Genomic DNA, 25,994 nt, shown 5'->3' with positions numbered 1-25,994 from the left:
TTGCGACTAGTTCTTGATCTGCTGGCGGGCTTCGCCGCCGGCCGGCTCAAAGCCAGCAGCCTTTGCAGCCTCAACCGTAGCGAACCAGTATTCAGCAGCAGTGGCGTCGTACCAGGTGGAACCCGGAACGTGGTACTTCTTGGACTCGGCGTTGCCCTTGATGGCGTGGCCTTCCGGAGCTTCTTCGCCCTCAACAGCAGCAACTGCGCCGTCGATGGCCGGCTTCTCGGAAACGACAGCCTTGACAGCCGTAGCGGTCTTGGCAGCCGGAGCAGCCTTGGCAGCAGCCTTCGGTGCAGCAGCTTCCTTGGAAGCCGGAGCGGAGGTGTCAGCAGGCAGAGCAGCCTTGGCAATGTTCACCAGAGCGGCGAAGGCGTTGGCGTCGGAGACGGCCAGTTCTGCCAGCATGCGGCGGTCAACCTCAACCTCAGCGGCCTTCAGGCCCTGGATCAGACGGTTGTAGGTGAGGCCGTTGGCACGGGATGCAGCGTTGATGCGCTGGATCCAGAGGCGACGGAAGTCACCCTTCTTCTTACGGCGGTCGCCGTAGCTGTACACAAACGAGTGCAGCAGCTGCTCTTTGGCCTTGCGGTACAGGCGCGAACGCTGACCGCGGTAACCCTTGGCGCGTTCGAGGATAACCCGGCGCTTCTTGTGGGCGTTTACCGCCCGCTTCACACGTGCCACGTGCGTACTCCTTCAGAAATCTTTATCCCAAGCTGCTACTGCCGGAGACCCGGCCCGCCTGAGAAGGCTTTTGGTGTAGTCGGCTGCTGCCGGATGGCATCAACCAAAGAACTTGGAACTTAGACGCCGAGCATCTTCTTGATGACCTTGGCATCGCCCTTGAAGACGATCTTGTCGCCGGCAAGGCGACGGGTCAGCGTGGAGGACTTGTGCTCCAGGTAGTGGCGGCGGTTGGCCTGCTGGCGCTTCAGCTTGCCGGTACCGGTCAGCTTGAAGCGCTTCTTAGCACCGCTGTGGGTCTTCATCTTCGGCATGGGAACCGATCTCCTTACGTGTCCGCGGACGAGTCCGCAGTTCTTTCGTGCAGCCGGCCTGCGTGGGCCGGCGTGCTGGTTGCTTGCCGGTGGAGGCTTGGCCTCACCGGCATCGAACTAGTTGGTCTTGCGTGCCGCAGGCTTCGGCGTGGCCTTGGGGGCCGCGGGCCGTGCTGCTGGCTTGGGGGCTGCCGGCTTGGCGACGGGCTTCGGAGCTGCCGGGACGGCAGGCTTCGGAACCACGGGCTTCGGGGCAGCGACTGCCGGTGCCTGCTCGGCAACCGGAGCTTCAACAGCTGCAGGCGCCTCCTTGGCAGCGGGTGCTTCTACCACGGGTGCTTCTTCAACAACCGGAGCCTCAGCGACTGCGGGTGCCTCTTCAACCACCGGTGCCTCTTCGGCGGGCGCTTCTTCGGCAACCGGTGCCTCTTCGACGGCCGGAGCGGCTTCGGCTTCGGTGACCTCAGCCTCGGGAGCGTCAACAGTTACCTGCGTGAACTCTTCGGGAGCGGTTTCCTCGGAAGAACCGAGCAATCCTGCGGGAAGAAGATCGCCCAGGGTCTGCGTCAACGGAGCCTGCTCACCAGTGACGTCCACGCGTCCGGCAGCCTTGGCCTCATTCTGAGCCTTGGCTTCGGCGCGCTGGGCCGCACGGCGGGCTTCAGCCTTGGCTTCTGCCTTGTTCTTGAGCGGACCAATCACCATGACCATGTTGCGGCCATCGATGCGCGGGCTGGACTCGACAACGCCAACCTCGGCAACGTCTTCAGCGAAGCGCTGCAGCAAGCGGATACCCATCTCGGGGCGCTGCTGTTCGCGGCCACGGAACTGGATCATGGCCTTGACCTTGTCACCGGCGCCGAGGAAGCGAAGCGCGTGTCCACGCTTGGTTTCGTAATCGTGCTTGTCGATCTTGAGGCGGAAGCGGATTTCCTTGAGAACCGTGTTGGTCTGGTTCTTGCGGGCTTCGCGCGCCTTGACAGCGGCTTCGTACTTGTACTTGCCGAAGTCCATCAACTTGCAAACAGGAGGCTTAGCCTGCGGGGCAACTTCAACGAGATCGAGATCGGATTCGGCAGCGAGACGCAGGGCGTCCTCAATGCGGACAATTCCTACCTGTTCGCCGGCAGGGCCGACCAGCCGCACCTCGGGGACGCGGATACGCTCATTGATTCTTGGCTCGCTAATGTTAAAGCTCCTGTGGTTGTGGTGAGTTTCACCGGCAAATAGAGAAGGCCTCCAATTGCTGGTGCAATCGAAGGCCTCGAAGATCGGGTGCACTCCCCGTCAACGGGAAGTACGCACTGACGGGGGCTGCGCCACCGAAAGTGTCCGACCAGGTACCCGGCAACCTCTTGTTCCCCGAGGGGAAACGGCTGACGCGGGTGGGAGAGAACTCCGCTTGCAAACTGAAAGTCAATTCTACAGAAAGAACCCGCCAAGCGCACATTGCACGCGGCGGGATGTACTTAACGACAACTTCTGTATCGCATTTCTGCGAATAACGACTTCCAGTCGGTCTGTGACAAGCTTACCAGTATGAGCACTGAAGACAGCAATCCCCGCCACGCGTACAGCGAAGACGCCGTCCCCGCCGCAGACGCCGGGGTATCCCAGCAAATCCGCGATATCGCGGAAGTTCCAGCCATTGAGGTCATCACCACCGGCGCCGTTCACCTGATGAGCGCCGCAGCTGTGAAGGTTGGCTTGGCCGACGACCCCAACGCCGAAGACCTCAAGGACCTCGACGAAGCCCGCAAGCTCATCACCGCTTTGGCCGGCCTCGTGACCGCAGCTGCCCCCGAAATCGGTTCGCAGCACGCCGGCCCGTTGCGTGACGGCCTGCGTTCCCTGCAGCTCGCCTTCCGCGAAGCTTCCTTGATTCCGGATGCGCCCGGCAAGGGCCCAGGCGAAAAGTTCACCGGACCGGTGAACTAGGCAGTAGCTGCCATAAGGACCGACGACGGCGGGCCGACCACACGTGGTCGGCCCGCCGTCGTCGTTTCAATGGTGATGGTCAGAAACGTTCAGACTCTGGCAGCGCGCCGCCGCTTCATGAGGACGAGTGCCGTCAGGCACAGCACGACGCCGGCCGAACCAATCGCAACGAACCCGCCGGACGGCCCCACGCCGTCGATGAAAACACCTGCTATTGGCGCACCAAGCGCGACACCCGCAGTCAGTGCCGAGCCATACCAGCCCATCGCTTCGCCGCGACGTTCCTCGTCCACGAGGTCGGCAACCATCTCCGATGATGCCGACAGCACCGGCGCACAAAGGAGGCCAGGCATGAGCGACAAGAACGCCAGCGTCCACGTATCCTGCGCAAAGCCCATGGGAATCGTCAGCGCCGCCATTCCGAGGAGGAGCAGCATGGGTGGGACCGGTCGGTTCATGGCACCGTAAATCAGGCCACCGACCACAGAAGCTGCGCACCAAAAGAAGAAGACGATTCCGATTTCGTTCTGGTGACCGCCTCGTTCCAGCAGCGCCACGATGCCCACGTCGGTGCCACTAAGTACCATGCCGGAACCGGCAGCAACGGCGAACAAAGCAGCCACCGCGGTAGTAAACCACGTGAAATTCCGCGCGACCCGGCTCTTCATCGCAGCTGCCCTGGATGCTGCAGGCGCCATCTCAGAGGCCGCCTCCTGGACGTGTCCGGGAGCGGAGGCCACCATGGCCGCTTCCGCCGCCGCGAGGTCATCGGCAGCCCGGACCGCAGATTCCTCGGGGCTGCACGTGTCCTCGCTCCGCGTGGGTGGATTGAACCAGATAAGGAACATGCCCGCCACAGAGACCGAGGCCCCGACTGCTGTCAATCCGATGGCCGAGAATCCAGTGGTGGCCACAATGGCGCCGACCGCAGGGCCGATCATGAAGACCATCTCCGTTGCGATCGAGTCCAGCGCGAACGCCGAACGCCGCTGGTCGCCGTCCACCAGGACGCCGAGGGATTGCCGCACCACGCTGAAGATCGGCAACGTGAAAAGGCCGCCTACAAAGACCAGGGGCAGGAGCCATGCGTAGGACACATGCGGAACGATGGACCAGATCACCAGTTCGGAAATCACCGACGGAATGAGCGCCTTCCGCAGCCCAACCATGTCCACGCGGCGTCCGCGCCATGGCGCACCCAAAGCGATACCGATGGTCATGACAGCTGCAGCCGCACCGGCAGCCGCGTACCCCTGACCCAGCGTCAGGACGATGTGCAGCGTCAAGAGCACGCCTGCTGCCGAGTGCGGGATACGGGCGATCATGCCCACGATCAGGAGCCGCCGGACAGGGCGGATGGCGAGCATCTCTTTGTAGAGAGCGAAATTCACTGGCTATATCCTCTTGTTCCCCCGGGGCAGCCCCTGGGAACAGGCACCGCCGTTAGTGCTGCCCAGGCTCCTGCGCCGCACGTTGCAATTTCACTTCAATGGAGTCAACACCCTCGGCGAAAGAATCCATCCGCGCCCACGCCTCGTTCAGTTGAGCAACGAGCGCTTGCACTGCCACGGCATCGAGGCCATCTTCCAGGAAGAGCACCACGCGCAGCTCAGGACCCGCGCCGCCGCCGGGGACCGATCGGCCATCCGAGGTCAGCGACGCAATTCCGGCGCCGGGCTGCGTTTCGAGTCGATGGACCGCCCGGAAGGCCGAAACCGTTGAAGCGAGAGCAGCCTCCAGTTGATCATCAAGGTATGACGGCGTCCAGTCCCGCTGCTGGGCAAGGGCCCACATGGCTGGGCGGCGGACAACAAAAGTGAAGTCCGAACCGGGGTCGAGGACCAGCAACTGCGCACCTTCGGAGACGGCCGACAATGCCGCACGCGCGGCGTAAACAGCCACAGGCCGGGCATCGGCGTGCCATTTCTCCAAAGCAGCAGCCGACGTGAAGACCGGCATGGCAGTACGACCATCCGGCGCCTTCAGTGTGACCAATGCCATATCGGCCTGCTTGTCGGCGTGAAGGCCGTCAACGCCTTCAGCCTCCTCCGCGAGCTGGGCGACTATCGGGACGAACACCCTTGCCGTTGCAAGCGACGCGACCACAGCAGCTTCGCCACCCGTTCCATCCACCAGGGCGGCTATGGCGGTGAGATATCCGGTGTCGGCCGAACCGTCGTCGTCCTCGAAATTGTGGATCTTCGCGTCGTCACCGCTGAGGCTGCGGCCAGCCCAGGGCTGCCCTGCGGAGTCGGTCGCGCCCCCGGCGCCAGCCAGGGCGGCCGCGATGTGGCCGGGCAATTCACGCCTGCCAGCGTGATCGCCGTGGCCGTGGTGGTTGTTGTCGGGGTGAGGCATCAGCGACGGCCGGCAACGTCCAAGGCTTCGGGCAAGGTGAAGGCACCGGCGTAGAGCGCCTTGCCAACAATCGCGCCCTCCACGCCCAGGGGTACCAATTCGCGGAGCACCCTGAGGTCTTCCAGGCTGGAGATGCCACCGGAAGCGACCACGGGCTTGCCGGTCTTTTGCACCATCTGACGGAGCAGCTCCACGTTCGGCCCCTGCAAAGTTCCGTCCTTGGTGACGTCGGTGACGACGTAGCGTGCACAGCCCGCATCCTCCAGGCGGGCCAGGACCTCCCAGAGGTCGCCGCCTTCCTTGGTCCAGCCGCGGCCGGCAAGCGTGGTTCCGCGGACGTCGAGTCCGACGGCGATCTTGTCGCCAAAGCGATCAATGGCGCGGCGCGTCCACTCCGGGTTCTCCAGCGCAGCCGTTCCGAGGTTCACGCGGGCAACACCCAACGCCAGGGCGCGTTCAAGGGATTCGTCGTCACGCAGGCCACCGGAGAGCTCTACCTTCACGTTGAGCTGGGAAACGACCTCGCTGATGAGGTCTGCGTTGTTGCCGCGGCCAAAGGCGGCATCGAGGTCCACCATGTGTACCCATTCGGCTCCGGCGTTCTGCCAGTTCAGGGCTGCTTCGAGCGGAGTTCCGTAGCTGGTTTCGGATCCAGCCTCGCCCTGGAGCAGACGGACGGCCCGACCATCAACGATGTCGACGGCAGGCAGGAGTTCCAGTACGGACGTTGCGGAGGTAGTCATGAAGGTCCTCGAAATTGGTTGGGACGCGGGCTGTCAGTTGCCCGGCAGCGTCAGGAGGTAAGCGGCCAGCAGGGACATTCCCGCGAGCACGTAGAAAGAGACTGAGACCCAGGTGGGCTTCTTCTGCTGGTGGAAAGAGATTCCTCCGCCCACCAGGATTCCGGCGAGTCCCATCAGGATGACGGACCACATGTCAGGCGGCACCGTTCCCGCTGGGAGTCGTCGTGCCCGGCTTCCGCAGACCGTCTACCCAGTTGCGCAGGAGTCGCGCACCGGCGTCGCCTGACTTTTCGGGGTGGAACTGCGTGGCGCACAGCGGACCGTTTTCCACGGCAGCAATGAACGGTGCTCCGTGCTCGGACCAGGTAACCAGCGGCGGGGCCATGCGGGGCTGGACGACATCGAAGTTCCACTCCTGCACACCATAGGAGTGCACGAAGTAGAAACGTTCGTCTTCGACTCCGGCGAACAGCTTGGAGCCCTCCGGCACCTGGACTGTGTTCCAGCCCATGTGCGGCACGACGGGTGCCGGGAGTAGTTCCACCTTGCCGGGCCATTCGGCCATGCCTTCTGACTCGATGCCGTGCTCGACCCCGGCTTCAAAGAGGACCTGCAGGCCAACACAGATGGCAAGGACAGGACGTCCACCGGCAACGCGACGACCAATCATGCGGATGGCATCCACTGACTTGAGCTCGTTCATGACGGTCTCAAAGGCGCCAACACCCGGCACCAGCAGGCCGTCCGCATTCAGGACGTCTTCCGGCTTCGCGCTGAGGACCACCTGGGCACCGGCACGCTCCAAAGCGCGCACGGCAGAGCGGACGTTGCCGGACCCGTAGTCCAGCACTGTGACAGTGGGCTTGCCTTCCGGGGACTCCGGTTTGATGGCAGCCGTGGCGTCCTTGACGGCGCCGTCCTTCAGGATCTGTCCACTCACAGGGCACCCTTGGTGGAAGGAATACCCTCAACGCGGGGATCCGACTCAACGGCAGCACGGAGTGCGCGCGCGAACGCCTTGAACTGGGCTTCCACGATGTGGTGCGGGTCGCGGCCGGCCAGCACGTTCATGTGCAGGCAGATGCCGGCGTGGAGGGTGATGGCTTCAAAGACGTGCCGCGTGAGCGATCCCGTGAAGTGGCCACCGATCAGGTGGTATTCCTGGCCGGCAGGCTCGCCACCGTGCACCAGGTAAGGACGCCCGGATACGTCAACCACCGCGTGGGCAAGTGCTTCGTCCAGGGGAACGGTTGCTTCGCCGAAGCGACGGATACCGGCCTTGTTTCCCAACGCTGTCCGCAGGACCTCACCGAAGGTAATGGCGACGTCTTCCACCGTGTGGTGGGCATCAATGTGAGTATCACCCGTCGCTTTGACGGTCATGTCAATCAGGGAGTGCTTGCACAACGCGGTCAGCATGTGGTCATAGAACGGAACCGAAGTGCTGATGTCCGAGACACCCGTGCCATCAAGGTTGATCTCAACCAAGACAGAGGATTCACTCGTGGTGCGCTCCATGCGCGCGGTGCGGGCAGCGGACGGCGTGGCGCCGGTTTCGCTCATTGGGACGTCCTTATGTGCAAAGGGTGGGTGGGGTCTAGGTACCAGTTTAGGCGGGCACAGGCTTCTGGCCGTCCAGAAGCGATTCCAACGCTTCCAGGAAGGCAGTGGTTTCCGTCTCGGTTCCGGCTGTCACGCGCAGGTGGCCGGGGATACCGACATCGCGGATCAGCACGCCCGCGTCCAACAAGCCCTGCCAGATGGCGTGCGGGTTTTCCAAGCCACCAAAGAAGACGTAGTTGGAGTCCGACGCCGCAGGCTTGAGCCCCATGCGAAGAAGCTCGGTGACGATTCGGTCGCGCTGGACCTTGATGTCCTCGACGTCGGCCATCAGGGCCTCGCGGTGCGTCAAGGCCGCAAGAGCAGTTGCCTGTGTGACAGCCGACAGGTGGTACGGCAGGCGGACCAGGCGAATGGCATCCGTGACCTCGGGGGCTGCCGCCATGTAGCCCAGGCGGGCGCCAGCCAAAGCGAACGCCTTGCTCATGGTCCGGGAGACGATCAATCGCTCGCGTCCGGGAAGAAGCGTCAAGGCACTGGGCGTATTGTCGTGCGCGAACTCGTGATAGGCCTCGTCAACGATCACGATCGCTTGGCTGGCTTCGCCGGCCTCGTAAACAGCCTCCACGACGTCAAGACCCAAGCCCGTGCCCGTGGGGTTATTCGGTGAGCACAGGAACACAATGTTGGCTCCCGTGTCACGCACCTGCGCAGCCGCCGACGCGGCGTCGAGCCCGTAATCGTCACCGCGGACACCGCGGACATACTCGGTGTCCGTTCCGCTGGCCAGCAGAGGGTACATGGAATACGTGGGAGGGAATCCCAGGGCCTTGCGTCCCGGTCCACCGAAAGCCTGGAGGATCTGTTGGAGGACCTCGTTGGAACCGTTGGCGGCCCAGATATTGTCCGGCGAAAGACCGTGGCCCAAGTACTGGGCCAGGGACTCGCGGAGCTCAGTGAACTCCCGGTCCGGATAGCGGTTCAGCCCGGTAGCCGCAGCAGAAACGGCTTCGGTAATGGCGGCCTGGACATCCGCAGGGACTCCATGAGTGTTCTCGTTGACGTTGAGCAGAATAGGGACATCAAGCTGCGGTGCGCCATAGGGGCTCAGTCCACGCAGGTTGGTCCGGAGGGGAAGTCGGTCAAGTCGCTCAAGCTGGTCACTCACCAAGACAGTTTAAGGGGCCGCCACCCATGCCGAGTAACTGTGACGCCAGGCCACCCCCGGGATGCCGAAAGACCCCTTGGGGTTACTACCGGATTCTGCCACGGCATGCTCAGTTGAAGCCGTCAGTTTGCCGGGACGAACAGCTGCTGCCCGGGCTGGATTCGTCCGCCGCGGAGATCGTTCAGCTGGATAATCTCGGCAATAACGTCACGCGGATCACGCTCGGGTGCAGCTGCGCCGGCGATACCCCACAAAGACTGCCCGGATTGGACGGTGACGGTCCTGGCAACCAGCGGCTGAAGCTGGGCCGTGGAGTCCGAGGCCTTGGCGGGTGAATTGACGAATCCGGCGAGGCTCAGCAGCACGGCCATCAGCAGCATTGCCGGAAGACCGAAGAAGACGAACCGTCCCCGCGTAGTGAGCCGGAGCCGTGCCGGAACCGGTGTACTGCGGATATCAGCGATGGTGGTGCGTGCGGACATGAGCTGAGCCCTTCTGAGCGATTGCCGCACCGGATGCCCGGTGATCGGCTGCCAATTCCTTGTGTTCCCTCCGGAGCCACCCAACCGTTCGAACACTTTCTTCGAACACTCGCAGCGGTTCCGCAGGTTTTATAGAACACATATTCGAACCTTGCTATGACATTTTTAGCACTTATCAACGAACGGTGTCGAGACTCGCTAGAACAAATGTTTGATAAACGCCTGCGCCTGCCCTACGTTTGAGTGAAGAAACAGGCACTGTTTCAGTGGAACAGGAGGGTCTGACATTTTTCAGACCTGACATCCCCGGGCACCTCGGTTGGTGCATGGGCGGACGGAAAGGCAATGGCGAACATGGCAGCGAAAGCCACCGGCGGCGGGACACCCCTGCGGAGCCAGCAGCCTCAAAAGAGCCCCAAGAGCCTGACCGTTCGGCAGAAGAAGATTCTGGAGACCATCCAGCGTTCAGTCAACGACAACGGCTATCCGCCGAGCATGCGCGAGATTGGGGACACAGTTGGCCTGGCCAGCCTGTCCAGCGTGACCCACCAACTCTCGCAACTGGAGAAGCTCGGTTACCTGCGCAGGGACCCGAAGCGGCCGCGCGCCATGGAAGTCCTGATGCCCTTGACGCTCGACGGCGGCGCCATCCCGGGCGTCGAGACCCCCACAAACCTTCGCAGTGCCGGCGGATTCAACGTCACAGAACTTGCCAGCGCCAGTGACACTGCCATGGTTCCGCTCGTTGGCCGCATTGCGGCCGGTGGACCGATCCTGGCCGAACAAACAGTCGAGGACGTCCTGCCGCTCCCCCGCCAACTGGTAGGTCACGGAGAATTGTTCATGCTCAAAGTGGCCGGCGATTCCATGATTGATGCGGCCATCTGCGACGGCGACTGGGTAGTGGTCCGCCGCCAGAACGACGCCATCAACGGCGACATCGTTGCAGCACTGCTCGATGACGAAGCCACGGTGAAGACGTTCCGTCAGCGCGACGGCCACACGTGGCTATTGCCGCAGAACACCCAGTACGAGCCAATTCTCGGCGACCAAGCCACCATCATGGGCAAGGTGGTCTCAGTATTGCGTTCCCTCTAGGGCACGCCTTTACGGCTTCTTGCCGCCCAATCGTTGCAAGACACCACGTACAACGCCCCGGTCGGTCGTCGCCCAAAATGGGGGCAACGCGGCACGCAGGAATCCTCCGTACCGCTCGGTGGATAGTCTGGAATCCAAGACCGCTACAACGCCCTTGTCCCCCGTTGACCTGATCAGGCGACCTGCGCCCTGCGCCAATCGGATAGCAGCGTGGGTCGCCGAGACGGCCATGAAACCGTTGCCTCCGGATTGAGCCACGGCACGCGATCGGGCGGTCATCAGGGGGTCATCCGGCCTCGGGAACGGAATGCGGTCGATCACCACGAGCCTGCACGAACCACCCGGCACGTCCACCCCTTGCCACAAGGACATGGTTCCGAAGAGGCAGGTATCAGGTTCGTCCGCGAACTGCTTCACCAAAGCAGCCATGGTCGACTCGCCTTGGCAGAGGATATCGACATCGAGCCGGAGGCGCATGGCGTCGGCTGCTTCTTCCGCAGCCCGACGTGAGGAAAACAAGCACAGCGCTCCCCCGCCCGAGGCTCGGATGAGGTCTTCGAGTTCGTCCAGGGCTTCCAGCGATGTGCCGCGACCAGGCTTTGGCAGGTGCTTGGCTACGTACAACACCCCCTGTTTGGGGTAATCGAACGGCGAACCGACGTCGATCCCGGTCCAGCTGGGCGCGCCGTCGCCGATAAGCCCGAGTCCACCGGCAGCAGGTTCAAAAGCAGAACCGATCGCCAGCGTGGCTGAGGTCAACACCACGGTATGACCCGCGAACAGCCCTTCCCGCAACCGGCCGGCCACACTCAGTGGCGCAATGTTGATCAATGCCGGAGCGGTTTCATCCGGCTGGGAATAGCCTTGCTGGGGATCGAAGGTGCTGTTGCGCGAAAACCACACAACCTCGCGGTTCTCGCGGGCAGCGAGCAGCCGTTCACAGAGTTCCAGAATCAGCATCAGCCGCGACCGCGCCAGCTGCCGACCGCCGTCGACCGCGTTCGAAGAGTCTGTTTTCGAATCCGAAAGGGCCGCGCGGGTCGCGTCCCTCAGCTGGTCCAGGCAATCCAGCTGTTCGTCATTGAGTCCGCTCGGGAGCAGCCCGTTGGACACGCCGGCAATCGCAAGATCCAAGCGGTCTGCGGCCGCATTGAGCGCGTCGACGGTTATGGCAGTGTGCTTGCGTGCACTCGAGGCCGCAGCGTGCACCATGGCGACCGACAACTGCCCGGATACCGCCCCCGTCACGCGGTCCTGGAGCTCGTGGGCTTCATCCACCACCACGACGTCGTACTCAGGCAGCACAGCAAGGCCTTCGAAGGCGCTCACGGCCAACATGGCATGGTTGGTGACCACGACGTCGGCCTCGGCCGCGCGGGCGCGGGCCAGCTCGCTGAAGCACTCCTCTGCCATGGGGCATTTTTGGGCACCCAGACACTCCATGGAGGTCACCGACACTTGTCGCCACGCCCGGTCCGTCACACCGGGCATCAATTCATCGCGATCGCCGGTGCTTGTCTTCCCGGCCCACTCGCGCAGCCGGACCACTTCCTTGCCCAGCTGCGACGACGGACCGCCAACGGCCGCCGCAAAATGCGGCACGCTCGTGTCCTCACCCAACGAGAACAGCTGGCCCTCCGACGGTTCCTCACTTGGAAACCCGCCTTCGAGTTTCTGCAGGCATACGTAGTTTGCCCGTCCCTTGACGAGCGCCACGTTGACCGGCCGTTCCAAGGCAGGGTTGATGGTTTCCAGCAGTCGGGGAAGGTCCCGGCCAACAATCTGGGTTTGCAAAGCAAGGGTGGCGGTGGACACCAAAGTCGGCTTGTTACTGTCCATGGAATGCGCGATCAACGGAATCAGGTACGCCAAGGACTTACCTGTTCCCGTTCCCGCCTGAACCAGCAGGTGCTCGCCAGTATCAATGGCCTTGGCAACATGCCGGGCCATCTCATGCTGGCCGGCACGGCTTTGCCCACCCATTCCGTCAACAGCTTTGTCCAGCAGTTCGAGCGCGAACTTCTCCGCTGCCGACTCGACGGCGTCCGCCGCCACCTTCTCAACCATTACTGACGAAAGACTCCAGTTCGGCGGCCATGCCCTCGCGGACCTTGACCACTACGCGGGTGCCATGTTCCTCGTGCTCAAGGCTCAGGATCTCCGCATCGGAGCCGTGCAGCTTGCTGATCATGTCACCACGGTTGTACGGAATGAGAACTTCGAGTCGCACTCCAGGCCGCGGGATGGCTTCGCTGATGTCCCTCAGGAGCTCAACGATTCCTTGCCCCGTCCGGGTAGAGACCACGGCATGCCGCGGCTCCTTCTGCTTGAGCCGCTCCACCACGAAGGGATCCGCGACGTCCACCTTGTTCAAGACGATGATTTCGGGAACCTTGCGGGCGTCGACCTCCGTGAAGACCGCACGTACGGCAGCGATTTGGCCTTCCGGGTCGGGGTGCGATGCATCCACCACGTGCAGGATGAGGTCGGCGTCGGCCACCTCTTCCAGCGTGGAACGGAACGCCTCGATCAACTGCGTAGGCAGTGACCGCACGAAGCCGACAGTGTCAGCAAGCGTGTAACCAATGCCGTCCGGCGTCTGCGCCTTGCGGACCGTGGGATCCAGCGTGGCGAACAGCGCATTCTCCACGAGCACCCCGGCGTCCGTGAGGCGGTTGAGCAGCGAAGACTTTCCGGCGTTCGTGTAGCCGGCAATTGCGACCGACGGTACGGCGTTACGACGGCGGTTGGCGCGCTTGGTCTCGCGCGCAGGCTTCATCGCGGCGATCTCACGCCGCAACTTGGCCATGCGCGTGCGAATCCGGCGACGGTCAAGTTCGATCTTGGTTTCACCGGGACCTCGCGAGCCCATGCCGGCACCGGCACCGCCCACCTGTCCACCTGCTTGGCGGGACATGGAATCGCCCCAGCCGCGGAGCCTGGGAAGCAGATATTCCAGCTGCGCGAGCTCAACCTGCGCCTTGCCTTCGCGGCTCTTTGCGTGCTGGGCGAAAATATCCAGGATCAACGTGGTCCGGTCAACAACCTTGACCTTGACGATGTCTTCGAGTCCACGCCGCTGTGACGGCGAAAGCTCGGTGTCCACCACCACGGTGTCCGCGCCGGTGGCAGAGACGATGTCCTTCAACTCCTGGGCTTTGCCTGAGCCGAGGAACGTACCGGGGTCCGGCTTCATGCGCCGCTGCACCAGGCCATCGAGGACCTCCGAGCCCGCGGTTTCGGCCAAAGCTGCCAATTCGCGGAGGGAGTTCTCGGCGTCTGCCAACGTCCCCTCGGTCCAGAGGCCCGCCAAGACAACGCGCTCAAGGCGCAACTGCCGATATTCGACCTCGGTGACATCCTCGAGTTCCGTCGACATGCCGGCGGTACGACGCAGGGCACGGCGCTCGGCCAGATCTTCCTGGTCGCCGTCGTAGATGCTGTGTTCCTGATCAAGCGTGGAGATCGCCTGCGCCTTGCCGAACACACCTTTGGCATCGTTGTCATCGGATGTTTGCGCAGGTACATCCTTGGAAAGAATCCGGTCAATGACGGCCTGGATTTGTTCAGGACTCATGTCCTGGGCGTCGGAATCGGATCCGGAGTGCTTCTGGGTGGTCATGGTCTCCTTAGACTGTTCGGCATATCCAGAATAGTGCTGTTTGCTGTTCGATGGGGCGGTATTCGCGGTGGGCTGACTGGCTTGGGCCAAAGGGGCCTCCTGTGTGCTGTGCAGCAACCCGTCCAAAGGGACCGATGGGTGCTGTGATCGAGCGGGGATTGCTCCGCGAGAAGGTGCTGTCCTGCCTCCGATGACCCTGCCATCCCGCAGCACGTGCCCGCAGCACGAGGCTGCGCGACTACGGCGGATGGAGGTGATCTTCAGAGAGTCCGCGACTCATTGAAAGAGCGGGCGCGGACTGGGCCGGACGGAACCTGCCTGGCGGAAAGGCGTGCGCTGGACATATTCCAAACGCAAAGCCTGCATCGCGGGCGGTGCCGTAAGACGGCTGATTTACTCGAAGATCAAGAACATGGCTCCCACAGTAGCATCCGGTGTCAACCCACCACGTCGACCGGGCAGTTTCCCAAGCCGTCGATAGCCAACTAATCTGGCAAATTATGGAGTCTGCACACTATTTCACTGCCCAGCCTGCCGGACCGTTCACGCGCAAGCCACTCACCGTGGAACTCGCCGGTGCTACACGCCATGTGCAGACCTCTTCCGGCATCTTCAGCCCCGACGGTATAGACAAAGGCACCGCCGTTCTCTTCGCTGAAGTTCCGGCGCCCTCACCACGAGGCAACTTGCTGGATATTGGCTGCGGTTGGGGTCCAATAGCCCTCACACTGGGTTTGATGGCCCCGCACGCCCACATCTATGCCGTGGACGTGAACGAGCGATGCATCACTCTCACTACCGAGAACGCTGCGGCCTTGGGCCTGACGAATGTGACAGCCAGCCTCCCGGAGCAAGTAGACCCCGACGTCCAGTTCGACACGATCTGGTCCAACCCACCCATCCGTGTCGGCAAGGACGAACTCCACTCACTGCTGCGGATGTGGCTCCCCCGCCTCGCCCCCGGCGGGAATGCTTGGCTGGTGGTTCAGAAGAACTTGGGCTCAGACTCCCTGCAGCGCTGGCTTGCCGCCGAATTGGATGCATCCTTCACTGTTAGCCGCGAGAGCACGTCCAAGTCATTCAGGATCATTCGGGTCAGGAAAGCGTCCCACTAGCGACGATGACGGCCGGGCCGCTCAGCTCCACGTGCTCCCGGCCGCCCTCACCCGGGAAGAACTTAACATCCACGACGCCGCCCGGTACGTTGACGTGCCAGGCGTTCGGAGCGCCGGTTCCAGCCCAGTGACGGATAGCGACGGCGGCAGCACAGGCTCCCGTGCCGCAAGACTGGGTTTCGCCAACGCCGCGCTCATGGACTCGCATGGTGATGGTGCCAACGCCGTCGTGAACCAGCGGTTCGGCAGGAACAACGAATTCGACGTTGGTACCGTTGACGGGTTTCGGATCCACAAGGGGGGCCTTGAACAGCTGCGTTGCGGCGAGTTCGCTGAGCTCAGCCAAGGCCACCACGGTGTGCGGATTGCCCATGCTGACCGAAAGTCCAGGGCGGGCTACTTCCAAGCCATCTGCGCTGACCAAGGCATCCATGGCTTTGCTGGTGGCTTCCTGCGGGAAGATGAACTCCCACGGGCCCATGTCCACGGCATATCCCTGGGCGGTCCGGACAATCTTCTTGATGCCCCCACGGGTGCCGATGGTCAATGACTCGCCGTGGCCCAATTCAACCAGTCCTTGGGCGATGAGGAAGTGCACGAAGACGCGAACTCCGTTGCCGCACATTTCCGAAAGTGAGCCGTCGCCGTTGCGGTAATCCATGAACCACTCAGCGGACGCGTCCTGTTCCAGGAGCTCACGTCCCTCCGCCAGGAACCGCGAGGGAACGGCGCGGATCAGACCGTCGCCACCGATACCCAGGTGCCTGTCGCACAACTGCGCCACCTGTTCCGGTGTGATCTCGTGGACGTCTCCCGGATCGGCAATCAGGACGAAGTCGTTGCCCGTTCCATGCCCTTTGGAAAACGACAGCCCGGCAAGGCTCGAAGCGGCTACGGGGGCAACGGAAGCAGCAGGCTGCGACGCGGGAACTGCGCTGGTTTCGTCCATGGACCTAGGCTACCCGCAGCGCAGGTACGGCCAGAAATTGACACCCTGAACTGTCCGCGCAGACAGACGAGCCAATTGCGGCCAGTTGGCCGACGGTTGGTTCCTTCCCGGCCACTAGGCCAGTCGGGCAGCCTTTGCCACGAGCTCGGGATCCTGCCAGTCCAGCCAGGTGATCCGCGGGTCGGCACGGAACCAGGTCAATTGGCGGCGGGCAAACTGCCTGGTGGCCACGATCGTTTCCTCGGCTGCAGCCGCAACATCCGCGTCGCCGTCGAGCACTTTCAAGAACTGTGAGTAGCCGAGGGCGCGGGAGGCCGTCTTGCCGTGTCGAAGACCGACGGCATCGAGGCGTTCAACCTCTGCAAGGAGGCCAGCGTCCACCATCCGGTGGACTCGAGTGGCAAGGCGTTCCCTCAACAACTCGCGGTCCACTGAGAGTCCTATTTGGACGGCCGGCTGGAAATACTCACGCCCCGGCATGAAGGAACTGAAAGGACGGCCCGTGAGTCCGTGAACCTCAAGGGCGCGAATGACGCGGCGGGCGTCGCCGAGCCGGACTGCCGATACCGGGTCAACCTGCTCCAACCGTGCGCGCAAAGGTCCCAACCCATTGGCCTCGCACTCGTCTTCCAGGCGCTTCCGCAAGGCAGGATCCGTGCCGGGGAACTCCAGGACATCCAAGGCAGCGCGAACGTACAGGCCCGAACCGCCCACCAGGATGGCCCGCTTCCCGCGGCCATGGATGTCGCCGATGACGCCCCGGCAATCAGCCTGGAAGTCCGCGACGCTTGCTTCCTCCGTGACCTCCATGGTGTCCAGCAGATGGTGAGGGACCCCCCTGCGCTCAGCCGGGCTGATCTTTGCAGTACCGATGTCCATGCCGCGGTAGAACTGAAGCGCGTCCGCGTTGATGACCTCGCCGTCCAAGGCAAGGGCCAACTCCACGCCGAGATCCGATTTACCCGAACCAGTGGGCCCAACTACGGCGATCACCGGCGGCTGGGAGGGGGCACTTCCTCCTGCTGCAGTTGTCTCGGGGTCGCGGGCATGCGGGGTCGCCGTCATTCCGAATGGCACGGGCTAGGCACGTCGCACGGGCAGGGACGGCATGCCCAAAGACACGCCGGCCTTCCCGGAACTGCTGCCAGGGGCGGGGACTCCGCAGGAATCGGCTTGAGAGCGGTCCCAGGCATCACCTGCACGGGAACGGCGCAGCACATAATCTTCAAGCTTTGCAGGATCGGCGACGAGGTGGAAGGCCGCGGCCTCGGTGATGGTCACGGTGACGAAATCACCGGGCCGGGGCGCCTCGGCACCCTCGGGGACAGAGAAGTGCACAAGTCGCTGGTCCTCTGAACGGCCGGACAAGCGGTGGGTTTCTTCGGCTTTGCGCCCTGACTGTGCTGTTACCAGCACCTCGACCCTGCGGCCAAGCTGCTTGGCGTTCTCCTCGGCCGCAATGCGGTCCTGAAGGGCAGTCAGCCGCTCGTAGCGCTCCTGTACAACGGCTTTCGGCAATTGCTCCGGCAGGTCCGCTGCCGGCGTGCCTGGCCGCTTGGAGTACTGGAAGGTGAAAGCCGAAGAGAAGCGCGATTGTGCAACCACGTCCAAGGTGTCCTGGAAGTCCTCTTCGGTCTCACCCGGGAAGCCCACAATGATGTCCGTAGTGATGGCAGCGTTCGGGATTTTGCCGCGCACTTTGTCCAGGATGCCCAGGAATTTGCTGGAGCGGTACGAGCGGCGCATGTCCTTAAGGACCTTGTCCGATCCGGACTGCAAAGGCATATGGAGCTGGGGCATGACGTTGGGTGTTTCCGCCATGGCGTCAATGACGTCGTCCGTGAATGCAGCTGGGTGCGGGCTGGTGAACCGTACCCGCTCCAGGCCTTCGATCTGTCCGCAGGCACGCAGGAGCTTGGAGAAAGCTTGACGGTCGCCGAACTCCACGCCATACGAGTTCACGTTCTGGCCGAGCAGCGTCACCTCCACCGCTCCGTCGTCCACCAGTGCTTGGATCTCGGCCAGGATCTCGCCCGGACGACGGTCCTTCTCCTTGCCGCGGAGCGAAGGCACGATGCAGAAAGTGCAGGTATTGTTGCAGCCCACGGAAATGGAGACCCAGCCTGAGTAGACCGAGTCGCGCTTGGTGGGCAGCGTCGAGGGAAAGACGTCGAGTGATTCGAGGATTTCGAGCTGCGCCTCGTTGTTGTGGCGAGCCCGATCAAGCAGTGCGGGAAGGGCGCCGACGTTGTGGGTGCCAAACACGGCGTCCACCCAAGGAGCCTTCTGGACAATCGCTTCCCTGTCCTTCTGAGCGAGGCAGCCGCCCACGGCAATCTGCATCCCGGGGTTGGCAGCCTTGACTTGTCGCAGCAGGCCCAGATTTCCGTAAAGCTTGTTGTCCGCGTTCTCCCGAACCGCGCAGGTGTTGAACACCACGACGTCGGCGAGATCGCCTTCGGCAGGGACATAGCCGGCGTCCTCAAGGAGCCCAGCCATGCGCTCGGAGTCGTGGACGTTCATCTGGCACCCGAAGGTCCGCACCTGATAGGTCCGCGGCTCAAGCGTGCCGGACATGGCTTCCGGTGTGGAGGCGTCGACTGAAGGGGAAGGAATGGTCAAACTCACTAGTCAAGGGTACCGGCTTCTGCCAGTACCTCACCGACGATCCTGAATGCCGTGGAGGGGGCGTAGCCCTTGCGTGCCAACATCGAGGCCAACCTGCGGGTGTGCTTGTCCCGCTCCGCCCTGTCCGAGAGATTCATCCCCGGCCGCAGCTTTCGTTGAACCAGCTCACGAGCGGCTTCCTGTTCGTCGTCATCGCTCAGCTGCGAGAGTGCTTCCTCAGCCATCTGCAGTTCGATGCCTTTGTCTGCCAGTTCTCGGCGCAGTGCTCCCTTGGCCAGTTTTCGGCTCTGGGAGCGGCTGCGGACCCACATGCGGGCAAATTCGGCGTCGTCAATGAGCTGGACTTCCTCAAAGCGGTCCAGCACGGCCTCAGCCACATCCCCGGGCACGTTCCGCTCCGCCAGCTTGCGAGCAAGCTGCAGCCGGCTCCGTGGCGCCATGGTGAGTTGCCTCAACACGATGGCGCGCGCCACGGACTCGGGATCAGGCTCAGGATCGCCGGACACAGAGGATTCCGGGTCCGGCCCGGTTCTAGCCGTCAACGGCCTTCAGCTTCGGAGAGTCGGCCTCCGGCTTGACGCCAACGCCGAGCTTTTCCTTGATGAGGCGTTCGAGTTCCTGGGCCAGTTCCGGGTTGTCCCGGAGGAAGCGCCTTGAGTTCTCCATGCCTTGGCCCAGCTGGTCACCGTCGTACGTGAACCAGGAGCCGGACTTCTTGATGATGCCGTGCTCGACGCCCATGTCGATGATGCCGCCCTCACGGGAGATGCCCTGGCCGTAGATGATGTCGAACTCGGCGATCTTGAAGGGCGGAGCCATCTTGTTCTTGACGATCTTGGCCTTGGTGCGGTTACCGACAGAATCGGCACCTTCCTTCAAGGTCTGAATGCGGCGGACGTCGATACGGACGGATGCGTAGAACTTCAGCGCTTTACCACCGGTGGTGGTTTCCGGGGAACCGAAGAAGACACCGATCTTTTCGCGGAGCTGGTTGATGAAGATCGCGGTGGTCTTGGTCTGGCTGAGGCGTCCGGTGATCTTACGCAATGCCTGGCTCATCAGGCGGGCCTGCAGACCAACGTGGGAGTCACCCATTTCACCTTCGATTTCAGCGCGCGGAACCAAGGCGGCCACTGAGTCAATGACGATGATGTCCAGGGAGCCCGAGCCCACCAGCATGTCCATGATTTCCAGTGCTTGCTCACCCGTGTCCGGCTGCGAGACAAGAAGGGCGTCCGTGTCCACACCGAGCTTGGCGGCGTAGTCGGGGTCGAGTGCGTGCTCGGCGTCGATAAAGGCCGCGATGCCGCCGTTGCGCTGCGCGTTGGCTACGGCGTGCAGTGCGACGGTGGTCTTACCCGACGATTCCGGACCGTAGATCTCCACGACTCGGCCACGGGGCAATCCACCAATGCCAAGGGCGACATCCAGTGCAATGGAGCCCGTCGGAATGACTTCGATAGGGGCGCGGGTGTCATCACCCAAGCGCATGATGGAGCCTTTACCGAACTGCTTGTCGATCTGGGCAAGCGCTGCTTCGAGCGCCTTCTCACGATCCGGGGTTGCCGCCATGGTTCACACCTCTGATGCTTTCTCGCTGTGGAGTGGCCTGAAAGGCCGCTTTCCTGTCATGTCAGACGCTATTACGGCGCCCTGACATTTTTCGTAGCCGACTTTTGCTATGTGGATAACCATGGCTGCCGAATGCTCTGGATTGCGTCCCTCAGGATCAATTTTCCTCTCACAGGAGCATATCCCCATCCGAACAGATATTCGAACAAACGGTGCGGCGTGTCATCCAGCCGTGGCCCGGCGCAGTCGCTGCGGGCCCCGCAGTTCGCCTAATTGGCAGGCGGCTTGATGTCCCGCCCAAGCCGGCGTTCAGGAGGCACGTCCTGGACTTCGCAGATGGCAAGCCAGACTTCCCGAGGTTCGTAGCGGGCAGCCAAGGCCTCCGCCGCCGTTCGCCCTCCGACGCCGGCAAGCACCAGCGAACCAGCCAGGACACGGGAATAGCCTGCCCCGAATTCATCGTCCATCAATCGCCAGAAGTCACTTGTCCGCACGGATAGAGTCTCTCATGTCCGCTGGACTCTAGAATGGTTGCCATGAGCAATCCCCACCAGGGCACGCCCGATCCTGCCGTGCCCGGCGACTCCGTGGACGACGCCCTGCAGCAAGTGGAACACCAACTGAGTCTCCTTTGGCGCCGCGCCCGGTCCATTTCGCATCAGTTGTCCCGGCAGGTCCACCCGGACATGGAGCCTGCCGCCTACGGGCTGCTCACAGTCATCCGCCGCGAGGGGCCAATCCGCCTCACGGACCTTGCGTCGTGCATCGGCGTCGGCAAGCCATCCGTCAGCCGCCAGATCGCCTTCCTGGAAAGCATCGGGCTGGTCTACAAGGAAGCGGACCCCCAAGACGGCAGGGCCCAGTCCATCCGGCTGACGGCCAAGGGCGAAGAAAAGATGCATCAAGTCCAGGATGCCCGCCGGCAGGTGTTCCGCGAGCGTCTGGGCGAGTGGCCCTTGGAAGACGTCCAAACATTGGCCGACTACATGGGCCGCCTCAACGCGGTCTACGGCGACGGCCTCCTGAAGGACATCACCTTGAAGGACGACGAATCGCCGGCCACGGAAACCACCTCCAACAACTGAGTCAGTTTCCCCCAACGCACGAAGGTCCCCAGCCAGTGGCTGGGGACCTTCGTTGTTGTTCTGGTGGGACGGTTACCGTGCCCCGGAGAGCATCCCCTGGGGGAAGTCGTCGCTCAAATCAAGATCGCGACCGTAGCGCTGCGAGAATTCCTGCGGAACAGTGTCCGGAACGGCCACTCCTTCGGCAACAGCGACGCGGTCGCTGACTTCACGGAGCATGCTGGACAACGGAACGTCCAAGGCTGTGCAGATCGAAGACAGGAGCTCGGAAGAAGCCTCCTTCTGGCCGCGTTCAACTTCACTTAGGTATCCAAGTGAGACGCGGGCGCTGTGCGAGACCTCGCGAAGGGTACGGCCCTGACGCTGGCGGACATCGCGCAGTACATCACCGATTTCGTGGCGTAGTACGACCATTTTGCGCTCCTTCTGTTCGCTCTGTGCCTGATCAGCCAAGCCCACATCCTTCCAGCGGACAACGCCGTTTACGGATACGGGCTGCTTTACCATCTGTATCGCCTTGCTCCCTCGTTATCCCGGTTCGCTGGCAGGCGGACCGGTTTGGTTTCTACATCCTAGGCGCCCCGGCCATTCCGAAGCGACACAATGACACAACTATTGGCAATCAGTTTTTGTTCCCGACTACTTTACGAACGGTAACCAACGTCACCCAAGGCGGCAAGCAGCCGCGCCAAGGCGGCCGTACAGGCTTGTTCCCGGATGGCCGAACGGTCTCCCGAAAAGGCATACTCAAAGGCCAGGCTGCCTGACTCTGTCGCGACTCCGATGAACACCGTGCCCACCTCTTTGCCGTCGTGGGGGTCCGGACCAGCGACGCCGGTGGTGGAGATTCCGACGTCGGCGCCGCAGGCCACGCGCGCACCTTCAGCCATGGCGGCAGCCACACCCGCATCAACGGAACCGGCTGTGGCCAAAAGCTCGCTGGATACGCCCAGGACGTTGGCCTTCACGGAGTTCTGGTACGCAACCACACCGCCCTGAAGCATGCCGGAAGCGCCCGGAGTGTTGGCGAGGGTGGCAGCGACCATGCCTGCCGTCAACGACTCGGCGGTGGCCACTGTCAGCTTCTTCGAGATCGCAAGGGCAACTGCCGCCGTCGAGCTTTCCGCTGCACCGGCACGCTCCGCTGAACCGTTCACGCGCGGCGCCCCGCGGCCCTGAGCCTGAGTGCTTGGACGACGTATTCGACGCCTGTCCACAGCGTAATGGCCAGGGCAAGCATCATGACCCCGAACGCTACGATGACCAGCCACGGCGCTATTGAGGCCAGCGGCAGGATGTAAAGGAAAATGGCGACGGTCTGGACCACAGTCTTGAGCTTTCCGCCCCGGGAAGCCGGCATGACGCCGTAACGGATGACGAAGAACCGCAGCGCCGTGATACCCCACTCGCGGACAAGAATGAGGATGGTGACCCACCACGGCAGCTCCCCCAGTACCGAGAGCAAGACGAGTGCCGATCCGATCAGCAGCTTGTCGGCGATCGGATCGGCAATCTTGCCGAAGTTGGTGATGAGGCCACGCGCCCTGGCGATGTCGCCGTCGAGCTTGTCGGTGTAAATCGCAACGGCGAAAGCCACCACTGCAGCCCAACGCCAGATGCCGTGCTGGTAGTTGTCGGCCAGCAGGAACCACACGAAAAAGGGAACCAGGACGATGCGGAGCATCGTGAGGATGTTGGGCAGGTTCCAGACGTCGGAGCTGCTGGAAGTGGCGTTATCACCCTCGGCTGTAGTCACCCCTCTAGGCTACCGTCTTTGAAGCTACCGTCCCGTGAGCGACCAGGCGTCCTCGCCGTCTTCGTCGTCATCGGTTCCGTCCGCGCCGTCGTAATACTCGACAGCCTGGGTCCTGTTGTCCAGGTCCGCTGCCACGAGGTCTTCGGCATAACCGCCGACGGCGATGTTCGAGTTGGCGTTGTCACTCAAGGCGGCCGTGTGGGCGTCTGGCGATGCAGGGCCTTCCTGGCCCTTCATCGCGGCCAGGACAGTGGCCAGGTCATCAGGTTTCACCAGGACATCGCGGGCTTTGGAGCCTTCCGATGGCCCCACTACGCCACGCGATTCGAGGAGGTCCATGAGCCGGCCTGCCTTCGCGAAGCCGACGCGGAGCTTGCGCTGGAGCATAGACGTCGAACCGAACTGCGTGGTGACCACGAGTTCGGTGGCCTGCAGCAGGACCTCGAGGTCGTCCCCGATGTCGTCGTCGATCTGCTTCTTGGGCGCCTCCGCGGCAACGTCGTCGCGGTACACAGCCTGGAGCTGCCCCTTGACGTGTTCCACAACGCGGTGGATCTCGGATTCGGTGACCCAGGCACCCTGGACACGCATGGCCTTGGAAGCACCCATTGGCAGGAACAGGGCGTCGCCTTGGCCGATGAGCTTCTCGGCACCGGGCTGGTCCAACACCACGCGGGAGTCGGTCACGGAGGAGGTGGCAAACGCCATGCGCGAGGGCACGTTGGCCTTGATCAGTCCGGTCACCACGTCCACCGATGGACGCTGCGTTGCCAGGACCAGGTGGATACCGGCAGCACGGGCCAGCTGCGTGATACGGACGATTGAATCTTCGACATCGCGCGGGGCCACCATCATGAGGTCGGCAAGCTCATCCACGATCACCAACAGGTAGGGGTAGGGCCTGATGATGCGCTTGGAGTCAACGGGCGGGGTGACCTTGCCGGCGCGCACGGCTTTGTTGAAGTCGTCAATGTGCTTGTAGCCGTAGTTGGCGAGGTCGTCGTAGCGCGCATCCATTTCACGGACCACCCACTGCAGGGCCTCTGCAGCCTTCTTGGGGTTGGTGATGATGGGCGTAATGAGGTGCGGCACGCCTTCGTAGGCCGTCAGCTCCACGCGCTTCGGGTCCACCATGACCATGCGGACCTCGTCCGGCGTGGCGCGCATGAGGATCGAGGTGATCATGGAGTTCACAAAGCTGGACTTACCGGCACCGGTTGCACCGGCCACCAACAAGTGCGGCATCTTGGCGAGGTTGGCCACCACGTAGCCGCCCTCAACGTCCTTGCCGACGCCCATGACCATGGGGTGGTCCGTGCGCCGGGCGTTCTGGCTCCGCAGGACATCGCCCAGGGACACCGTTTCGCGGTCCGTGTTGGGGATCTCGATACCAATGGCGGACTTGCCGGGAATTGGACTCAGGATACGGACGTCGCTCGAGGCCACCGCATAGGAAATGTTCTTGGACAGGGCGGTGACACGCTCAACCTTGGTGCCGGGCGACAACTCGATTTCGTAGCGCGTGACCGTCGGGCCGCGGCTGAAACCGGTCACTGCGGCGTCGACGTTGAACTGCGTCAGGGTGTCCGTCAGAGCGGCGACGACGGCGTCGTTTGCTTCCGTGCGCTCCTTCGGGATGGAGCCGGGCGTCAAGTAGTCCGAGGCCGGCAGCGTGTACGTCACGTCTCCGGCGAGGGACAACTGTTCGGTCCGCTGCGGAATCGGCGTGGGCGGAATGGGCGGTGCCGATGGTCGCGCCGGGACTTGGGCCACGGTGGAGGCAGCCACCTCGGGTGTGACCATCGGAATGGCTTCGGTGGGGTTGTCTGCGGCAACTGCTGTGCCCAGCCCCTGGGCAGCCTTGATCTTCTCGACGGCGATCTCTGCCTGCGTGGGGCGACGCACGCCCGGCGGAACGCGGGGCTCGGACGCGCGGGGAGTTTCGTCGTCGTCGACAATGGCATGCTCGAAAGCTTCATCACCGACGTAGCCCTCCAGGCCGGCGTCGGGCTCTTCGTCCTTGCCAAAGAAGCGCATGCGCTTCTTCTTTCGCGGCTGGGGCTCGGCCTGGTTCTCGTAAAGGTAGCTGCGATCGTGCGCGTCCTTGCCGGCGTCGGCGTCCATGAGGTCAACGCCCATGAGGTGCTCATACGCACCCCGGATCCTTGACGGAATCGCGCCAAAGGGCGTAGCCGTCACGATCAGGATGGACACGAATGCCAGGAGGCCGTAAACAATGGTGGGCACAGCGACGTGAATCGCTGCCAAGGGTGACGCCGCCAGGAAGCCGAGCATTCCGCCCGCCCGGCGCAGGCCGTCAAAGCCGTCAGCAACCGTCGGCTGGCCACCAATGATGTGCGCCAGCCCAGAGCCCGCGAACGTCATGATCATGAACCCGATGCCCACCCGGTTATTCCCGCGGCCGTCCTCCGGCTGGCGGAAGAGGCGGAAGGAACACACGAAGAGCATGAGCGGCAGCAGCAGTGCCATCCAGCCAAACGTGCCGTTGACCACGCTGTAAACGACGTCAGGCAGCCAGCCCGTCAAGCCCCACCACGCGAAGGTGGCAATCGCAATGCCCAGCACCAGGTTGAACAAGGCCGCGCCATCCCGGCGATCGGCGGGGTCGAGATCGCTGACGTCGTATCCAATGCGCCGGACCCCGGCGCCGACCACGTGGCCTATCCCCTGCCAGGCACCGGCAAGCATGCGCACTGGAAGCGGGGCATGGGGCTCGGCGGCGGCCTGCTTGGTGCGGGCAGTGCGGCTGCGACTGTTCTTGGCTGCGGCGGAGCTGGATTTGGATGCGGCTGCGCCCCGGCTTGTGCTGCCGGTCTTAGTGCTGGAGCTGCCTCTTGGCGTGGAGGTAGTACGGGAGGCCATACTCGCCACGGTACCCCAAGGGGGCCTGAAATCCGC

At 63.1% G+C, this 25,994-nt stretch carries 27 protein-coding genes; 4 read left to right on the top strand and 23 right to left on the bottom strand.

Annotated elements, in window-relative coordinates; all coding sequences use genetic code 11:
• Positions 1-6 precede the first annotated feature (6 nt).
• The 3 genes from rplT to infC all read right to left on the bottom strand — a co-directional run bounded on the left by rplT (position 7) and on the right by infC (position 2,147).
• Entirely contained in the window at positions 7-687 is a 681-nt protein-coding gene (gene rplT / locus ACIQC5_RS07600) for a 50S ribosomal protein L20 (protein WP_400280074.1), read from the bottom strand.
• A gap of 119 nt (positions 688-806) precedes the next feature.
• Positions 807-1,001 (bottom strand): 50S ribosomal protein L35, encoded by a 195-nt coding sequence (gene rpmI, locus ACIQC5_RS07595; protein WP_059387794.1) that lies wholly within the window; start codon positions 999-1,001, stop codon positions 807-809.
• A 117-nt stretch (positions 1,002-1,118) separates the two neighbouring features.
• Positions 1,119-2,147 (bottom strand): translation initiation factor IF-3, encoded by a 1,029-nt coding sequence (infC, locus tag ACIQC5_RS07590; protein ID WP_400280071.1) that lies wholly within the window; start codon positions 2,145-2,147, stop codon positions 1,119-1,121.
• A gap of 393 nt (positions 2,148-2,540) precedes the next feature.
• Here infC and ACIQC5_RS07585 point away from each other — a divergent pair, with 393 nt between their 5' ends.
• Positions 2,541-2,939: a DUF1844 domain-containing protein gene (locus ACIQC5_RS07585; protein ID WP_400280069.1), complete on the top strand. Its 399-nt coding sequence runs from the start codon at positions 2,541-2,543 to the stop codon at positions 2,937-2,939.
• A gap of 89 nt (positions 2,940-3,028) precedes the next feature.
• On the opposite strand, the gene ACIQC5_RS07580 is transcribed toward ACIQC5_RS07585, so the two are convergent.
• From ACIQC5_RS07580 to ACIQC5_RS07545, 8 genes are all read right to left on the bottom strand, one after another.
• A complete protein-coding gene (locus ACIQC5_RS07580) occupies positions 3,029-4,330 on the bottom strand; it encodes an MFS transporter (protein ID WP_400280067.1) in 1,302 nt (433 codons plus the stop codon).
• A 52-nt stretch (positions 4,331-4,382) separates the two neighbouring features.
• Positions 4,383-5,297 carry an SseB family protein gene (locus ACIQC5_RS07575; RefSeq protein ID WP_400280065.1) on the bottom strand — a complete coding sequence of 305 codons (915 nt, stop codon included), beginning with the start codon at positions 5,295-5,297 and terminating at the stop codon, positions 4,383-4,385.
• Complete coding sequence (gene priA, locus ACIQC5_RS07570) at positions 5,297-6,040, bottom strand: bifunctional 1-(5-phosphoribosyl)-5-((5-phosphoribosylamino)methylideneamino)imidazole-4-carboxamide isomerase/phosphoribosylanthranilate isomerase PriA (protein ID WP_400280063.1); 744 nt, start codon at positions 6,038-6,040, stop codon at positions 5,297-5,299. Before priA ends, ACIQC5_RS07575 begins: the two co-directional genes overlap by 1 nt.
• A gap of 33 nt (positions 6,041-6,073) precedes the next feature.
• On the bottom strand, positions 6,074-6,232 hold the full coding sequence (locus ACIQC5_RS07565; protein WP_400280061.1) for a hypothetical protein: 159 nt from the start codon (positions 6,230-6,232) through the stop codon (positions 6,074-6,076).
• A gap of 1 nt (position 6,233) precedes the next feature.
• Positions 6,234-6,980: an imidazole glycerol phosphate synthase subunit HisH gene (gene hisH / locus ACIQC5_RS07560; RefSeq protein ID WP_400280059.1), complete on the bottom strand. Its 747-nt coding sequence runs from the start codon at positions 6,978-6,980 to the stop codon at positions 6,234-6,236.
• Positions 6,977-7,603 carry an imidazoleglycerol-phosphate dehydratase HisB gene (hisB, locus tag ACIQC5_RS07555; RefSeq protein ID WP_026541582.1) on the bottom strand — a complete coding sequence of 209 codons (627 nt, stop codon included), beginning with the start codon at positions 7,601-7,603 and terminating at the stop codon, positions 6,977-6,979. The genes hisH and hisB overlap by 4 nt, the downstream gene beginning before the upstream one ends.
• Positions 7,604-7,649: 46 nt before the next feature.
• Positions 7,650-8,768, bottom strand: a complete 1,119-nt coding sequence (locus tag ACIQC5_RS07550) for a histidinol-phosphate transaminase (RefSeq protein WP_400280056.1) — start codon at positions 8,766-8,768, stop codon at positions 7,650-7,652.
• 122 nt (positions 8,769-8,890) lie between these two features.
• On the bottom strand, positions 8,891-9,250 hold the full coding sequence (locus tag ACIQC5_RS07545; protein WP_400280054.1) for a LysM peptidoglycan-binding domain-containing protein: 360 nt from the start codon (positions 9,248-9,250) through the stop codon (positions 8,891-8,893).
• A 354-nt stretch (positions 9,251-9,604) separates the two neighbouring features.
• On the opposite strand from ACIQC5_RS07545, the gene lexA reads away from it, so the two are divergent.
• Entirely contained in the window at positions 9,605-10,348 is a 744-nt protein-coding gene (gene lexA, locus ACIQC5_RS07540) for a transcriptional repressor LexA (protein WP_400280052.1), read from the top strand.
• 9 nt (positions 10,349-10,357) lie between these two features.
• Here the strand turns inward: lexA and ACIQC5_RS07535 are convergent, their stop codons facing one another.
• A complete protein-coding gene (locus tag ACIQC5_RS07535) occupies positions 10,358-12,415 on the bottom strand; it encodes an ATP-dependent DNA helicase (RefSeq protein WP_400280050.1) in 2,058 nt (685 codons plus the stop codon).
• Positions 12,408-13,970 carry a GTPase HflX gene (hflX, locus tag ACIQC5_RS07530; protein WP_400280048.1) on the bottom strand — a complete coding sequence of 521 codons (1,563 nt, stop codon included), beginning with the start codon at positions 13,968-13,970 and terminating at the stop codon, positions 12,408-12,410. The genes ACIQC5_RS07535 and hflX overlap by 8 nt, the downstream gene beginning before the upstream one ends.
• Positions 13,971-14,470: 500 nt before the next feature.
• Here hflX and ACIQC5_RS07525 point away from each other — a divergent pair, with 500 nt between their 5' ends.
• Complete coding sequence (locus ACIQC5_RS07525) at positions 14,471-15,085, top strand: class I SAM-dependent methyltransferase (RefSeq protein ID WP_400280047.1); 615 nt, start codon at positions 14,471-14,473, stop codon at positions 15,083-15,085.
• On the opposite strand, the gene dapF is transcribed toward ACIQC5_RS07525, so the two are convergent.
• The 6 genes from dapF to ACIQC5_RS07495 all read right to left on the bottom strand — a co-directional run bounded on the left by dapF (position 15,066) and on the right by ACIQC5_RS07495 (position 20,701).
• Entirely contained in the window at positions 15,066-16,034 is a 969-nt protein-coding gene (gene dapF, locus ACIQC5_RS07520; RefSeq protein ID WP_400280046.1) for a diaminopimelate epimerase, read from the bottom strand. The two genes, ACIQC5_RS07525 and dapF, sit on opposite strands and share 20 nt — an antisense overlap.
• A 114-nt stretch (positions 16,035-16,148) precedes the next feature.
• Positions 16,149-17,099 carry a tRNA (adenosine(37)-N6)-dimethylallyltransferase MiaA gene (gene miaA / locus ACIQC5_RS07515; RefSeq protein ID WP_400280044.1) on the bottom strand — a complete coding sequence of 317 codons (951 nt, stop codon included), beginning with the start codon at positions 17,097-17,099 and terminating at the stop codon, positions 16,149-16,151.
• A gap of 15 nt (positions 17,100-17,114) precedes the next feature.
• Complete coding sequence (gene miaB, locus ACIQC5_RS07510) at positions 17,115-18,662, bottom strand: tRNA (N6-isopentenyl adenosine(37)-C2)-methylthiotransferase MiaB (RefSeq protein ID WP_400280042.1); 1,548 nt, start codon at positions 18,660-18,662, stop codon at positions 17,115-17,117.
• Positions 18,662-19,204 carry a regulatory protein RecX gene (locus tag ACIQC5_RS07505; protein ID WP_400280040.1) on the bottom strand — a complete coding sequence of 181 codons (543 nt, stop codon included), beginning with the start codon at positions 19,202-19,204 and terminating at the stop codon, positions 18,662-18,664. The genes miaB and ACIQC5_RS07505 overlap by 1 nt, the downstream gene beginning before the upstream one ends.
• Positions 19,194-20,234 (bottom strand): recombinase RecA, encoded by a 1,041-nt coding sequence (gene recA / locus ACIQC5_RS07500; RefSeq protein ID WP_224166997.1) that lies wholly within the window; start codon positions 20,232-20,234, stop codon positions 19,194-19,196. Before recA ends, ACIQC5_RS07505 begins: the two co-directional genes overlap by 11 nt.
• A 269-nt stretch (positions 20,235-20,503) precedes the next feature.
• On the bottom strand, positions 20,504-20,701 hold the full coding sequence (locus ACIQC5_RS07495) for a DUF3046 domain-containing protein (RefSeq protein ID WP_400280174.1): 198 nt from the start codon (positions 20,699-20,701) through the stop codon (positions 20,504-20,506).
• 69 nt (positions 20,702-20,770) lie between these two features.
• On the opposite strand from ACIQC5_RS07495, the gene ACIQC5_RS07490 reads away from it, so the two are divergent.
• Entirely contained in the window at positions 20,771-21,319 is a 549-nt protein-coding gene (locus ACIQC5_RS07490) for a MarR family winged helix-turn-helix transcriptional regulator (RefSeq protein ID WP_400280037.1), read from the top strand.
• A 72-nt stretch (positions 21,320-21,391) separates the two neighbouring features.
• Here ACIQC5_RS07490 and ACIQC5_RS07485 read toward each other — a convergent pair whose 3' ends face one another.
• The 4 genes from ACIQC5_RS07485 to ACIQC5_RS07470 form a co-directional block, all read right to left on the bottom strand.
• The gene (locus tag ACIQC5_RS07485) at positions 21,392-21,826 is read right to left on the bottom strand and encodes a helix-turn-helix domain-containing protein (protein ID WP_400280035.1); all 435 of its coding nucleotides are present in this window, start codon (positions 21,824-21,826) and stop codon (positions 21,392-21,394) included.
• Between the two features lie 137 nt (positions 21,827-21,963).
• Positions 21,964-22,476, bottom strand: a complete 513-nt coding sequence (locus tag ACIQC5_RS07480; RefSeq protein WP_400280033.1) for a nicotinamide-nucleotide amidohydrolase family protein — start codon at positions 22,474-22,476, stop codon at positions 21,964-21,966.
• Entirely contained in the window at positions 22,473-23,075 is a 603-nt protein-coding gene (gene pgsA, locus ACIQC5_RS07475; protein WP_400280031.1) for a CDP-diacylglycerol--glycerol-3-phosphate 3-phosphatidyltransferase, read from the bottom strand. Before pgsA ends, ACIQC5_RS07480 begins: the two co-directional genes overlap by 4 nt.
• Before the next feature lie 24 nt (positions 23,076-23,099).
• On the bottom strand, positions 23,100-25,958 hold the full coding sequence (locus ACIQC5_RS07470; protein ID WP_400280029.1) for a DNA translocase FtsK: 2,859 nt from the start codon (positions 25,956-25,958) through the stop codon (positions 23,100-23,102).
• Positions 25,959-25,994: the final 36 nt, after the last annotated feature.

The organism is Paenarthrobacter sp. NPDC092416 (genome assembly GCF_044755025.1).
Taxonomy (GTDB): Bacteria; Actinomycetota; Actinomycetes; order Actinomycetales; family Micrococcaceae; genus Arthrobacter.
Note: the sequence above shows the minus strand (reverse complement) of the source record. Positions and strands in the feature narration are given on the sequence as shown.

What these genes read in the sequence shown, in the direction of transcription:
- rpmI (WP_059387794.1), bottom strand. Translation starts at nt 1,001, where the DNA reads ATGCCGAAGATGAAGACCCACAGCGGTGCTAAGAAGCGCTTCAAGCTG.
- ACIQC5_RS07575 (WP_400280065.1), bottom strand. Translation starts at nt 5,297, where the DNA reads ATGCCTCACCCCGACAACAACCACCACGGCCACGGCGATCACGCTGGC.
- miaA (WP_400280044.1), bottom strand. Translation starts at nt 17,099, where the DNA reads ATGACGGCGACCCCGCATGCCCGCGACCCCGAGACAACTGCAGCAGGA.
- hisB (WP_026541582.1), bottom strand. Translation starts at nt 7,603, where the DNA reads ATGAGCGAAACCGGCGCCACGCCGTCCGCTGCCCGCACCGCGCGCATG.
- priA (WP_400280063.1), bottom strand. Translation starts at nt 6,040, where the DNA reads ATGACTACCTCCGCAACGTCCGTACTGGAACTCCTGCCTGCCGTCGAC.
- ACIQC5_RS07495 (WP_400280174.1), bottom strand. Translation starts at nt 20,701, where the DNA reads ATGGACGATGAATTCGGGGCAGGCTATTCCCGTGTCCTGGCTGGTTCG.
- ACIQC5_RS07490 (WP_400280037.1), top strand. Translation starts at nt 20,771, where the DNA reads ATGAGCAATCCCCACCAGGGCACGCCCGATCCTGCCGTGCCCGGCGAC.
- lexA (WP_400280052.1), top strand. Translation starts at nt 9,605, where the DNA reads ATGGCAGCGAAAGCCACCGGCGGCGGGACACCCCTGCGGAGCCAGCAG.
- ACIQC5_RS07525 (WP_400280047.1), top strand. Translation starts at nt 14,471, where the DNA reads ATGGAGTCTGCACACTATTTCACTGCCCAGCCTGCCGGACCGTTCACG.
- dapF (WP_400280046.1), bottom strand. Translation starts at nt 16,034, where the DNA reads ATGGACGAAACCAGCGCAGTTCCCGCGTCGCAGCCTGCTGCTTCCGTT.
- ACIQC5_RS07585 (WP_400280069.1), top strand. Translation starts at nt 2,541, where the DNA reads ATGAGCACTGAAGACAGCAATCCCCGCCACGCGTACAGCGAAGACGCC.
- ACIQC5_RS07470 (WP_400280029.1), bottom strand. Translation starts at nt 25,958, where the DNA reads ATGGCCTCCCGTACTACCTCCACGCCAAGAGGCAGCTCCAGCACTAAG.
- recA (WP_224166997.1), bottom strand. Translation starts at nt 20,234, where the DNA reads ATGGCGGCAACCCCGGATCGTGAGAAGGCGCTCGAAGCAGCGCTTGCC.
- ACIQC5_RS07535 (WP_400280050.1), bottom strand. Translation starts at nt 12,415, where the DNA reads ATGGTTGAGAAGGTGGCGGCGGACGCCGTCGAGTCGGCAGCGGAGAAG.
- ACIQC5_RS07565 (WP_400280061.1), bottom strand. Translation starts at nt 6,232, where the DNA reads ATGTGGTCCGTCATCCTGATGGGACTCGCCGGAATCCTGGTGGGCGGA.
- ACIQC5_RS07485 (WP_400280035.1), bottom strand. Translation starts at nt 21,826, where the DNA reads ATGGTAAAGCAGCCCGTATCCGTAAACGGCGTTGTCCGCTGGAAGGAT.
- ACIQC5_RS07545 (WP_400280054.1), bottom strand. Translation starts at nt 9,250, where the DNA reads ATGTCCGCACGCACCACCATCGCTGATATCCGCAGTACACCGGTTCCG.
- hflX (WP_400280048.1), bottom strand. Translation starts at nt 13,970, where the DNA reads ATGACCACCCAGAAGCACTCCGGATCCGATTCCGACGCCCAGGACATG.